Genomic DNA, 12,756 nt, shown 5'->3' on the forward strand with positions numbered 1-12,756 from the left:
GGCCTGGTTGATGGTGACGGTCGGCGCGGTCGTGTCCGGCGCGTTGTAGGTAACTTCGTTATCGGTTGAGGTCGAGTCCTCATTGTCGTTGCCGGCCGCGTCCTCGGCCACGTTGGCGGGCACAGTGGCGATCACCGTGCCGCTGCCGGTCATGCCGCTGACGGCGACGTTGTAGGTCGTGCCGCTGCCGGTCACAACGGCCGTGATCGCCCCGGCCGTGCCGCTTAGGGTCACGTCGGCGTCGGTAAAGCCGGTGACGGCCTCACTGAAGACGACGGTGAAGTTGATCGGGCTGGCGCCGGTCGGGTCGGCCTGGCCGGACGCCTGGTTGATAGTCACCGCCGGCGCGGTGGTGTCCGGAGGTGTGTAGCGATTGCTGAAGGTGCAGGTCACGTCGTCGCCGGCGGCCAGTGTCACGCTGACTGTGTTGGCGTCGCGGGTCGCCGTCGCCGCGCCGCAGTCGATGTCGTCCAACGTCCAGCCGGCGGGCACCAGTTCGCTGACCAGGTACGTCCCCGGTAAGAGGTCGGTGAAGGGGTGGCTCTGGCCATCATTTAGCACCACGCTGGTCTGGCCGAATTTCTGAATCCGGTGGTTGCCCTGGTCGGCAACGTAGAAGTTGCCCAGCGTATCCACAACCATGTCGGTGGGGTACCCAAATTGGCCGCTGCCGTTGCCTTGGCTGCCTGACTGGCCCAGATAGTCTCCGTCGCTATTGAACTTCTGCATGCGGTGATTGTAATGGTCAATGACGTAAACGTTGCCGGCATTATCCACTACCGTCTGGAACGGGCGGTTGAACTGACCGTTGCCACTGCCCAGGCTACCCCACTGGCCGAGAAAGATACTATTGCTGTCAAACTTCTGAATCCGGTGGTTTTGGGTATCAGCGACATAGACGTTGCCCACCCCGTCCACCGTCAAACCGGCTGGCGTGTTCAACTGACCATTGTTGGCGCCCGCGGTGCCTGCCTTACATGTGTCGAGCGGGCCGCAGGTCTCGAATCCCGTCACGCCGCCAACCTTCACATCCCAACCCCAGGCCAGCAGAAAGCTGCCGGCACTGGTGAACTTCTGGATGCGATGGTTAGAGGAGTCGGCGACGAAGACGTTACCCGCCGCGTCCACCGTCACGTCGTAGGGGTTGTTGAACTGGCCCTGGCCGTTGCCGAGGCCACCCCATTTGGTCACATAGACGCCGGCAGTAGTGAACTTCTGGATACGGCTGTTGTACTGATCGGCGACGTAGAGGTTGCCCGCTGCGTCCACCGTAATACCGAAGGGGCCGTTGAATTGACCATTGCCGGCGCCCGCGGTGCCTGCCTTACATGTGTCGAGCGGGCCGCAGGTCTCGAATCCCGTGACGCCGCCGACCTTCACATCCCAACCCCAGGCCAGTAAAAAGCTGCCGGCACTGGTGAACTTCTGGATGCGAAAATTGAAATGGTCGGCGACATAGACGTTGCCCGCCGCATCCACAGCCACGCCAGAGGGGTAATAGAATTGGCCGCGAACGTTGCCAAAGCTACCCCATGTTGTCAGAAAAGTGAACGCCCCGGGGTCGAGGGTGAACGGGAAGCCCGTCCCGCCGGCCGGGTCGGTGGACTTGACGATGGTCAGGTCGGCCGTTGTGGACACACAGTCGTCAATGCTGTCGGAAGCGGGCGGCGAGGTCGTGCCGGCCGGGCAGGCCGTCTGCTCCGTCGCCGCCGGGGCGTCCACGTAGTAGCCGGCGTCGGCGCTCAGGCAGGAGGTCTGGGCGCTGTTGGGCTGGTAGTAGCCGGGGATGCAGGCGATGGGGGCCACAGCGCCGGGCACGTCAGTGTAGTAGCCGGGGTCGGTCGGGACACAGGCAGCCATGTCATCGTAGTAGCCAGGCTGACAGAGGGTGTTGGTGAAGACGCACTCGGCCGCTTCGTCGGCGTCCAGCGTCAGCGTCACGTTGCGCCCGCCCAATTCGCTGCCGGGGGTGCAACTGGACGACGTCGCCCAGCCGGGGACGTAGGTCTCGTTGATGGTGTACTCGCCCGTGGCCTGGTCGCTATAGGTCGCGCCGCCGCCCGAGGCGGGCAGGTTAAACGGGCCGAGGCCGCCGCTGAAGGCCCAGTCGGCCCCCGGCGGCGTGCCGACGACGACCTTGGTGATGGTCAGATCGCCCGTGGGCGGCGCGTCCTGGGTGTTGGTGAAGGTGCAGACCACGTCCTCGCCGGTGTCGAGGTTGAAGGTAGTCGAGTCCGTGCCCATGGCGCCGTTGTCGCAATTGACGGCCGCCGTCCAGCCGCTGACCGCCGTCTCGGCCACGGTCGTCGTGCCGGTGATGATGTTGGTGATTGTGAACTCACCACCGCCGGCGGGCGTGGTGTAGCCGCCGTCGCCGTTGACGCTGAACTGCCAGTCGCTCAGGCCGGTCGTGTCGCCGACGGCCGTCTTCTCAACCGTGAGCGACGTGACCGCCAGCGCCAGGAAGACGCCCGACCGCGGCGGCAGGGTCAGGGAGATGTTGCCATAGGGAGCGTTGTAGATGTTGCCGGTCAGCATGTCTTCCCATACCGACCCATAGTCAATGAGGCCGCTGGACAAGTTGACTGTGTTGGCGCTATTGCCGGGGTTCAGAGCAACGAAGACCGTCTCGCCGCTGCCGGTGCGGGCGAAGACGTAGGTGGTGTCGTCGTCCGACGTCCACGAGGTCGTGTCGCCGGTCAGCATCGTATAGAAGTCGCCGTCACTGAGGAAGGGGTACTGCCGCCGCAACTCGCCCAGCCGCGTGTAGTAGGCCAGCATGTCGGCGTCGGCCGGGCCGTAGAGGGTGTCGTCGCCGGCCTCGTCCGCCCACGGATACGGCGCGCGGTTGTAGGGGTCGTCCTCCGGGCCGTTGGTCACGTGGTTAGCCAGCGAGGGGGAGTCGAGGGCCACTTCGTCGCCGTAGTAGACCATCGGCGCGCCCATGTAGGTGTACTGGAACAGGGCGGCCAACTTCTGCCGTTGCAGCGTTTCGGCGTCGCTCTCGCCCAGGATGTCCACCAGGTAGCGCAGGCGGTTGGTGTCGTGGCTATCGAGCAGGTTGAGCATGGCCGCCGTGGCTTCGGGCGGGTAGTCCTCGCGCACCGACTTCAGCGCCCGGTCGAACTGGCTGGGGGTCAGACTGATGATCTCGTTGTTGCCGTTGTTGTCGTTGTCCTCGAAGCCCGCCTGGCGCACGAAGCCCAGCACGTTCTTGCGGAAGCGGTAGTTCATCACCGAGTCGAGCTGGTCGCCCAGCAGGAAGGCGCTGGCGTCGGGCCAGACTTCGCCGACCAGCGGGCCGTTGGGGGCGTCGGCCTTGGCGTAGGGGCGGAAGTCGCGCCACCAGTTGTGGCTAATCTCGTCGGCCACGTCGAAGCGCCAGCCGTGGACGCCGCGGTCGTACCACGTCTCCGTGACGCTGTTGGCGGCGCGGTAGATATAGTCGCGCACCTCGTCTTCGCCGTCCTGCAAGACGGCCAGGCTGCTATAGCCGAACCAGCCGGTGTAGTCGCCGTCGCCGCAGGGTACGTCGTTGTTGAGGAACTCGAACCAGTCGCGGGTGGGCGCGGCCAGCGACTCACACGCGCCGTCGTTGCCGGCGTAGCGGTGGTAGCGGTCGAAGTAGACGCTGTCGGACGAGGTGTGGTTGAAGACGCCGTCCACGATGAGGTGCATGTCGCGCGCTTCCAACTCGGTGATCAGTTCGTTGAAGTCGGCCAGCGTGCCCAGGGCCGGGTCAATGGCCATGTAGTCGTCGGTGTCGTAGCGATGATTCGAGCTGCCGTCGAAGATGGGCGTGGTGTAGATGGTGTCGAAGCCGGCGGCCTTGAGGTAGTCGAGCTTGTCAATGAGGCCTTGCAGGTCGCCGCCGTAGAACTGGGTGCCGTACTCGTTTTCGTAGGGGCCGGGCTGGCGCGGATCGCCGATGAGGCTGTTCCACGGTTCGCGCAGCAGGATGTCCTGGTCGCCGTAGAAGAGGGGGCAGCCGGTCGTGCCCCCGCTGCGGCAGTAGTCGTTGTTCGGGTCGCCGTTGCGGAAGCGGTCGGGGAAGATCTGGTAGACGACGGCGTCCTTCAGCCAATCCGGCGTCTGGAAGCCGTTGGCGTAGACGGTGAGCTGGAAGCCCTCGGCCGCCTGGTTGTCGCTGGCCGCGCCGGCGCCGCCCTGGTTCAGGTTGTCGTGGGGGCCGCCATGGTCGTCGCCGTAGTAGTCCACGTCCCCCGCGTCGGTGATGACGAAGTGGTAGTAGAGGATGGCCGGCGTGGCCGGCGTAACCAGGGTGTGGCTCCATTGGCCGACGACGGGGGGGCTGTACCACTGAATCTGCTGGTAGCTCATGGCGTAATCAACCGGGCCGGAGGTGTTGCCCGTCGCCGGATCATAGGTGTAGACGCGCAGGGCGACGCTGTCCACGTCACCGGGTGCGGAGTTGATGCGTAGCGTCACTTCCGTCCCAGCCGCCACCGCGCCGGAGGGGAAGCGGGACCAGCTATCGAAGGTGTTGTGAACCAGGTCGTTCCACTGGACGTCGCCGCCGTTGACGGTGTAGCTCCAGTTGAAGCCGGTGAAGCCGTAGTCGCTGCCGCTCTGATTGCGGGTGAAGAGCTGGTACTGGACGAACGTACCAGCGGGCTGGGCCGGCAGGTCTACGCGCCAGTTGGCCCCAGGATAAACGCCCCAGCCGCCATCCTGGAACACGCCCAGATGCTTGGTATAGACGCCGTTGATCAGCGTCTCGACGCCGGCCGTTTCGCCAAGGGCGGTGTCGCTGTTGATCCAGACGCGCGCGGTCTGGGTGTTGCTGGGCGTGTCGGGCACGCGGGCGATGTGGTTGCGGAAGGTAGCCGCCTCGATCGAGGCGGCCGGACCGAGCGCCAGCACGAGCGCCAGCGCCAGCAGCGCCGGCCAGAGGAGCCGTTGGAACAGGGCGCGAACGGGGGAGTGGGAATTCATCTATGCCTCCTGATGTCAAGCGATCAAGACAATCGACAAGCCGGCCAAGTAGTAAATAAACAGGGACAACGTGAGTGATTCACGCCGTCCCTGCCTTCGCGCCTAGAATTATACTTAGGTTATTTTGCGTGTCAAGATGAGTGTAAAGTCCAGTGTAGCGCGGGATTCTTATCCCGTGCAGCGGCCACGGGTTAGGAAACCCGCGCCACGGTATACTCAACCCATGCACTCTCACGCCGAACCTGCCACCTTGCCTTGCCGCCACTGCGGCGCGCCATTCACCGCCGACGTCTGGGTCATCGTAGACACCGACGAGCGCCCCGACCTGCTAATTCTGCTGCGCGCGGGCACGCTCCATGACCTGCGCTGCCCCGCCTGCGGCCACACGGCGACGATCAACGCGCCCCTGCTGGTCTACCGGCCGGGGGCGGAGCCGGCGCTGCTCTTCTCCCCGGCGCGCGGCGACGAGCGCGAGCGGGACGAAGAGCAGGCCGCGGCGCTGGTGGGCATGTTGCACGACCATCTGGGCGCGACGTGGCGGGAGGAGTGGCTGGCGCGCGGGCTGGCCGGCGCGGCCCGCGAGGCGCTGCCGTTGCTGCTGGGCGAAGACCCGGCCACGGCCGCCGCGCTGGCCGCCGCGGCCGGCCCGGCCGGCGCGGAAGATGAAGTTCCGCCGGCCGTCCGCGAGGCGCTGGCCGGCGCCGTGGCCGCGCTGGCCGCCGAGGGGGTGCGCCTGAACACGGCCGAAGACCTACGACGGGCGCTGGAGGAGCGGCCGGAATTGAAGGCGCGGGTGGCGGCGGCGTTGCGAGGTTTGTAGTCAGGCGATTTATCGCTGTTCTTCGCACCGGTGCGAAGAACGGCGATATTGAGACTTAACAAATGGATACGGATACCATAGCGCGCGGCGTAGGGGCGGGACAACGCGGCCGAACGGTCTCGTTTTGCAGAACCCTGTAGATGCCGCGTTGTCTCGCCCTCTGGGCGGACGCGGCTCGACAGAAGGGGCGAGACAATCGGCGATCCACGTTCCGGTGACCGGACGAGATGCGTCGCGCCGATTGTCCCGCCCCTACGCCTCGCCCAGAGCGTTCGTTGCGATATCCGCATTCATTTGTTAAGTTTCAAAATCGTCTGACTACGAACGGGGCTAAGGCGTTTTAGGGTTGCGCGGCGACCCGGGCACAATCGGCAAGAAGACCTTCCGCGTCGGCGGCGGCTCGGGCAGGACGGTTAGCGTCAGCGGTACGGCCACCAGCGGCTCGTCGGCGTCGTTGCTGGCGACGCAGAGAACGCCGGTATAGGTGTCCGGGGCCATCCCGGCCGCGTCGAACGTCACGGTCACGTCGCTCAATCCACCAGGCGCGGTTGTGCCCGATGGCGGCCCGACCGCCACCCACAGCAACACCCCCGGCGCGTCGCAACTCTCCGGCGCGAGTTGGATCGACCACGTCAGTTCGCCGTCGCCGCTGTTGCTGATGGTCAGCGTGCGCTCCACCTGGCTGTTCGGGCCTGCCTCCACCTCCATTGCCGCCGGAGTTACGTCGATCTCCGGCTCGGTTGGGGGCGGTAGCACCGTCACCGTCGCCTCCGCGGTGGCCGAGACGGAATCGGCCGGGCCGGCGTTGTAGGCCGTCCAGGTGGCAATGTTGGTGGTCGTCTCGCTGATCGCCGCCGTCTCAAGGATGGTGGCGCTGTCGCCCGGCGCGAGAGCCAGCGCCAGCCCATCGCGCAGCGAGCCGAGCGCCGAGTCGGTCAGGTCGTGCCAGTTCAGCGTCACGTTGCCGGTGTTGGTCACGCGGTAGCAGTAGGTCACTTCACCCGGCGCGTCCAGCGTCAACTCAGTGGTCGCGGCGCACTCACCGGCGACCAGCCCCACCGTCTTACTGAGCAGGATGGCCGGCGTGCGCTCGGTGGTGACGCTGGCCGTGGCCGTGGCTGTGACCACGTCTGTCGGGCCGGCGTTGTAGGCCGTCCAGGTGGCGGTGTTGACCGTCGTTTGGGTGATGGTGGCCGTCTCGGTGATAGTCGCGCTGGCCCCTGGCGCGAGGTCGAGTGCGCGGCCGTCGAGCAGGGAGCCGAGGGCCGAGTCTTCCAGGTCGTGGAGGGCGAGGCTGACGTTGCCGGTGTTGGTCACCCGGTAGCAGTAGGTCACTGCCTCGTCCGGGTCGATGGCCAGCGTGCTCCCCGCGGCGCAGGCGGCCGGGTCGCGGCCGACCGTCTTGGTCAGGGTGATGGACGGCGCGGCGGGTACGGTCACGGTCGCCGTGGCGCTGGCCGTGGCGATGGTCGACGGGCCGGCATTGTAGGCCGTCCAGGTGGCGGTGTTGACCGTGGTGGTCGTCAGCGTGGCCGTGTGCATGACGGACGTGCTGGCCCCGGGGGCCAGTTCAAAGGCGAGGCCGTCGCGCAGCGCGCCGAAGGCCGAGTCCTCCAGGTCGTGGAGGGCCAGCGGGATGGGGCCGGTGTTGGTCGCGGTGTAGCAGTAGGTGACCTCGCTGCCCATCTCGACCTCGATAGCGTCCGTCGCGGCGCACACGCCCGGCTCCACGCCCACCGTCTTAGTCAGGCTGATGCTCGACGCGATCCAGTCCGCTCCGGCAAAGAGTTCGCTCGTCGTCCAGGGCGTTGTGAGGGGCGTGGTGTAGGCCAGCGTCGCGAAGTCGAAGACGTAGATGGAGCCAGGCTCGTCGGTGACCAAATAGGCCTGGCCGTCGCCGATAGCCAGCCCGTCAATGTCGTCCTCTCCCTCCGGGTAAGGGGCAATGACGGTGAATTGGCCCGATGGCTCGATCCGCACCAGCCCTTGCAGCGCGCCGGGGGCGTCGTTAGCGCCGTAGAGCGCGCCGGTAGCCGGGTCGGCGGCCAGCCCGCCCACGTCGGTGCTGGCCGGGTTGGGGGCGAAGTCAATGGCCAGTGTCGCCTGGCGCGTGGCCGGGTCAATGGCGTAGATGCCCTCGGGGTGGCCGGCGCTGCTGATGCCGCGCGCGCCGTAGAGCACGCCGTCCCCGTAGGCCAGCCCGTACATGGACAGGCTCTCCTCTGTCGTGACGCTCTCGATGGTTCCCAGCCGGGTGGGCGAGCCGTCGAGCGGCCAGCTGTAGAGGATGGGGCCGCGGTTGAAGAAGACGCGGCCGTTGTCGCCGTCATAGGCCGCGCCCCAGACTTCGAAGCGGTCGAAAAGCGGCAGGGCGTCGCCGCTGACGGGATCGATCAGGTAGGCGCCGATGGCGGGGTCGCTGACGCCGGCGAACAGTGGGGCGGTGATGACTTGCCACGGGGCCATCAAGGGTGGAACGGCGGGTTCGGGACCGGGATCGGCTTCCAGCGCGGCGGCGGCGGCCGCCTCGCGCTCCGCTTCGGTCGGCCCGTCCGGTTGGGCGGTGGGGCGCGGGCCTTGGGCCAAGGCCAGCGTTGCCACCAGCAGGCCAACAGCCAGGGCAATGCTGCCGGCGATCACCAGGATGCGTACTCTCATGCTGTACCTCCTCTACTGTGGTTGACAGGATGAGCGGGGCGGCGGTGGGGACGACGTAGGGCTCGGGGGCATTATAGCGGGGGAGCGGGAGGTGGCAAGTGGCTGGGGGTGCGGGGGTGATCAGAGTCCGCATCCTCAGATGCGGACTCCGAACGGGCGATGCCCGTTACTTTTTCGACCGGCGCGGCACTGTATAGACGAGAACAGTGTGTTCACCACCCCGGTATAGGAGAGAAACGAATGAACAAGCGAGTTGTACTGATCACGATTTTGCTACTGAGCTTGCTGGCCGCCGCCGCCACGGTGATGGCCCGCGAGTTGACCGAGGCCGAGAGCAGTCGGGCGGTTGGACTGTCCCCGGCGCGGGTGGCCGGTGGGCTGGCGCGCCTCACGCAGGCGGCGACCCCGACGCCCGTTCCGACCGGAACGCCCCTGCCCACGTCTACTCCCCGCGTAGAACTGGACGCCCCGCTGGCGGGCAGCGCCGCGCACCCCACCGCCGCCGGCCGCGCCGAGTACGACGTTAACAGCGACGGCCAGAGCGAGATCGAGGTGGAGATCAGCGGCCTGAGCGCGCTGGCCGGGCAGACGGTGGACGTGTACGTTGATGGCGCGCTCGCCGGCAGCATCGTCGTCGGCGCCAACGGCCGGGGCGAGTTCCGGGCCAAGAGTGCTGACGGCCAAACCGTCCCCGTCGTCACGGCTACCTCGGCCATCGAACTGCGCCTGGGCGCGGAGGTGGTCGCCGCCAGCCAATTCACTCCCGAAGGTGACGATGACAACGCCAACGACAACGGCGATGACAACGGCAACGACAATGGCGACGACAACGGCAATGACAACGACGACAACGCCAATGACAATGGCGACGACAATGTGAACGACAACGACGACAATGCCAACGACAACGATGACGATAGCGACGACAATGCCAATGACAACGATGACGACAACGTGAATGACAACGGCGACGACAGCGACGATAACGCCAACGACAACGATGACGACAGCGATGACAACGCCAATGACAATGACGACAACGTGAATGACAACGGCGACGACACTGACGACAACGTCAACGACAACGATGACGACAGCGATGACAACGCCAACGACAATCACGATGACAACGTGAATGACAATGACGACCACGACGACAACGCCAACGACAACGACGACCACGGCAATGACAACGACGATGACCACGGCAACGATAATGGCGATGACGATCATGGCGGCGGCGACGATGATGACCACGGCGACGACTAACTAGCCCCCGTCGCTGAGCACCTCAGCCGCCGCGGCGGCGAACGGCCAGTATCTACATCGGCGAGAGACGTACCGTTAACAATGGGTAGCGATAATATGGATGCCGGATACTGGCCCGCCGCCGCTGGAGCGTTGACCGAAATCGAGTATCATCGCCCTGTGATGGATGAACAGACATTGCTGCGCCGGGCGCGCGCCCTCGACCAGGACGCGCTCGGTCACATTCACGACCAGTATTATCAGCCCGTGTACCGCTACCTGTCGTTCCGGGTTTCCGACCCACAGACGGCTGAGGACCTGACCAGCGAGGTTTTTACCCGCTTCCTGGCCGCCATCCGCGACCGGAGCGCGCCGCCCAACACGATTCGCGGCTGGCTCTTCGGCGCGGCGCAGAACGTATTGAAAGAGCATTATCGCAAGCAAAAGCAGATGAACTGGACTGAGTTGGACGAATCCATTGCCGGCCGGGAGCGCGGCCCCGAACAACAGCTGGAAGACCGGCTGGGGGGCGAGCAGTTGCGCGCGGCGCTGGCCGAGCTGACGCCGGAGCAGCAGCACGTACTGGCCCTGCGCTTCGGCTATGGCCTGCCCATCAAGGACGTGGCCGAGACGGTCAACAAGAGCGAGGGGTCGGTCAAGATGCTACAGGCGCGGGCCATCGGCGCGCTGGCCCGGCGGCTGACCGGGCAGGAGGCGAGGCGATGAACGAGTTGCCGGAGAGCATCCTCATCGAGGCGCTGGACTTGCTGGAGCAGGGCGTGGGTGTTGAGGAGATCGTTGCCCGCTACCCCGCGCAGGCCGCCGAATTGCGCCCGCTGCTGCTGACCGCCGCCCGCCTGGCGACGCTGAGCACGCAGCCGGCGGTGACGGCCGAGCGGCGCTCCCGGGCCGCTTTCCTGGCCGCGGCCGCCGGGCAGACCGCCGCGCCGCGCCGCGCCGCCGGGGTCCGTTGGCTGGCCCGACTGTTGGCCCCGGCGCTGGCTGTCCTGCTGGTCGTCTTCCTGGGCGGGGCGGCGCTGGCAGGCGCGTCCGGTTCGGCCGCGCCGGGTAGCGCCCTCTACGAGGTCAAGCAGTTCGTCGAGGGAGCGCGGCTGGCGCTGGCCCGCGACCCGGAGCGAGCCGCTGAGTTGCGCGAGCGCTTCCGCCAGGAACGCATCGCCGAGATCGAACAACTGCTGGCCCGCGGCGTGGTGGCCGACGTGGCGCTGGCCGGGACCATCGAGACGATGGACGCCGCGCGTTGGACGGTGGCCGGACTGCCGGTGGATGTCACGGCGGCTGCGGTGGTAGACGGTTCGCCGGTGGTTGGCGCGTGGGTGGAGGTCTCCGGACAGACGGCCGCCGGCGCGGTGCTTGCCATGCGCGTGACGGTGGTCAGCGCCCCGCCGCCGACTCCGGTACTGGAACCTACACCGCCCAGCACGCCCAACCCCTCGCCGACCGCGACCGCTTTGCCGGCCACGGCCACGCCGTCTGCCAGCGCGACGCCAGCCGCCATGACGACCGCCGCGCCGACGTCGGCTATCCCGACCATCAGTGCGACGGCCACGAGTACGCTACCCCCTCCGCCGACGGCGACGCCGGCCGCCCAGGAGCCGACCGCGCCGCCCCCGCCGCCGGCCACGCCTGGTGACGACGATAACGATAACGACGACAACGAGAACGACAACGAGCCGCCGCCGCCGGCCACGGCCACGCCGGAACCAAACGATCCGACGCCGCCCCCGCCGCCACCAACGGCCACGCCGCACGATGACGACAATGGCAACGACAACGACGACAACGGCAATGGGAACAACAACGACGACAACGGCAATAGCAACGACAACGACGATAACGGAAACGACAACCACGACGACAACGGCAACGGCAATCAAAATGACAACCAGGGGGATGACTGATGGCTGAGAAGGGAGTCCGTCCGCTGGACCTGACAGGTCTTCTGAGACCTGTCAGGTCTGGGATCAATGCGCGGCTGATCGCCACCGGTGCGGCCGTCTTTCTGGCAGCGGCGGCTCTGTTTGCCGTCGTCCAGTTCGCCACGCCGGGCATTGTGGGCAACGACGGCTACTACCACATCAAAATGGGCTACCTCATGCGCGAGGAGGGACTGAAGCCGGTCTTTGACGTGCTGCCCCGCACCATCCTGAACGCGAACGCTTACTACGACCATCACCTGCTCTTTCACCTTTTCCTGGCCCTCTTCGCGCCGGTCGATCCGGCCGTCGATGGCGGCGCGGCGCTGACGCTGGGGGCCAAGCTGGCGACCATCGTCCTGCCCGCCCTGGGCGTGCTGGCCGTGTGGTGGCTGTTGCGCGGTCAGGAAGTGCCTTACGCCGCCGTCTGGGCGCTGGGCCTGTTCGCCGTGTCCGAGGCGTTCCTCTACCGCATGAGCATGGCCCGCGCCCAATCCGGCTCGATCATCTTTCTGGCGCTGGCGCTGCACTGGCTGCTGACGGGCCGGCACAAGTGGCTGGCCCCGCTGGGCTTCCTCTACGTCTGGTTCTACAATGCTTTCCCGCTGTTGCTGGTGGTGGCCGGCGTCTACGTCGTGGCCGTGTTCATGTTGGAGCGGCGGGTAGCCTGGCCGGCGCTGCTCTTCCCGGCGGCCGGCATCGCTTTGGGGTTGGTGATCAACCCTTACTTCCCGCAGGACATCGCCTTCATTGCCGGCCACTTGCTGCCCAAGGTGGGCGAGTCGGTTGTGCCCGTCGGCAACGAGTGGTCGCCCTACCAGACGTGGACGGTGGTGACGAACTCGGGGCCGGCCTTGGCCGCCGTGCTGTTGGGGGCGCTGGCCCTCGGCTGGCGCGAGGAGCGCATCGACCGGGCATCGCTGGTGGGGCTGGGGCTGGTGGCCGTCTTCGGCTTCATGTTCTTCAAGTCGCGCCGTTTTGTGGAGTACTTCCCGCTCTTCGCCCTGATCTTCCTGGCCTTCAGCGCCGCGCCGCTATTGCGCCGCTGGGCCGATGAATCGCCGCGGCGCGCGCGCCCGATGGCGCGAACGGTTGTGCTGGCCGCCGCGGCGCTGGCTCTGGCCGGCCTGATCGCCC

General features: G+C 66.7%; 7 protein-coding genes. 5 read left to right on the plus strand and 2 right to left on the minus strand.

Annotated features, from left to right (window positions below; translation table 11 throughout):
• Positions 1-4,956 (minus strand): alpha-amylase family glycosyl hydrolase (locus ACE3UY_RS04365; RefSeq protein WP_374686333.1); only part of this gene is annotated, 4,956 nt, incomplete at its 3' end.
• 223 nt (positions 4,957-5,179) lie between these two features.
• Here ACE3UY_RS04365 and ACE3UY_RS04370 point away from each other — a divergent pair.
• Positions 5,180-5,776, plus strand: coding sequence for a CpXC domain-containing protein (locus tag ACE3UY_RS04370; RefSeq protein WP_374686334.1), 597 nt, complete (start codon positions 5,180-5,182; stop codon positions 5,774-5,776).
• A 330-nt stretch (positions 5,777-6,106) separates the two neighbouring features.
• Here the strand turns inward: ACE3UY_RS04370 and ACE3UY_RS04375 are convergent, their stop codons facing one another.
• Positions 6,107-8,434: a hypothetical protein gene (locus ACE3UY_RS04375; RefSeq protein ID WP_374686335.1), complete on the minus strand. Its 2,328-nt coding sequence runs from the start codon at positions 8,432-8,434 to the stop codon at positions 6,107-6,109.
• Positions 8,435-8,674: 240 nt separating this feature from the next.
• Between ACE3UY_RS04375 and ACE3UY_RS04380 the strand changes: the two genes are divergently transcribed.
• The 4 genes from ACE3UY_RS04380 to ACE3UY_RS04395 all read left to right on the plus strand — a co-directional run.
• On the plus strand, positions 8,675-9,703 hold the full coding sequence (locus tag ACE3UY_RS04380; RefSeq protein ID WP_374686336.1) for a hypothetical protein: 1,029 nt from the start codon (positions 8,675-8,677) through the stop codon (positions 9,701-9,703).
• A 162-nt stretch (positions 9,704-9,865) separates the two neighbouring features.
• A complete protein-coding gene (locus ACE3UY_RS04385; protein WP_374686337.1) occupies positions 9,866-10,408 on the plus strand; it encodes a sigma-70 family RNA polymerase sigma factor in 543 nt (180 codons plus the stop codon).
• Positions 10,405-11,604 carry a DUF5667 domain-containing protein gene (locus tag ACE3UY_RS04390; protein ID WP_374686338.1) on the plus strand — a complete coding sequence of 400 codons (1,200 nt, stop codon included), beginning with the start codon at positions 10,405-10,407 and terminating at the stop codon, positions 11,602-11,604. Before ACE3UY_RS04385 ends, ACE3UY_RS04390 begins: the two co-directional genes overlap by 4 nt.
• Positions 11,604-12,756 (plus strand): hypothetical protein (locus tag ACE3UY_RS04395; protein ID WP_374686339.1); only part of this gene is annotated, 1,153 nt, incomplete at its 3' end. The genes ACE3UY_RS04390 and ACE3UY_RS04395, both read left to right, overlap by 1 nt.

Origin of the sequence: Promineifilum sp. (SeqCode), assembly GCF_041918635.1 — a bacterium.
Lineage (GTDB): Bacteria > Chloroflexota > Anaerolineae > Promineifilales > Promineifilaceae > Promineifilum.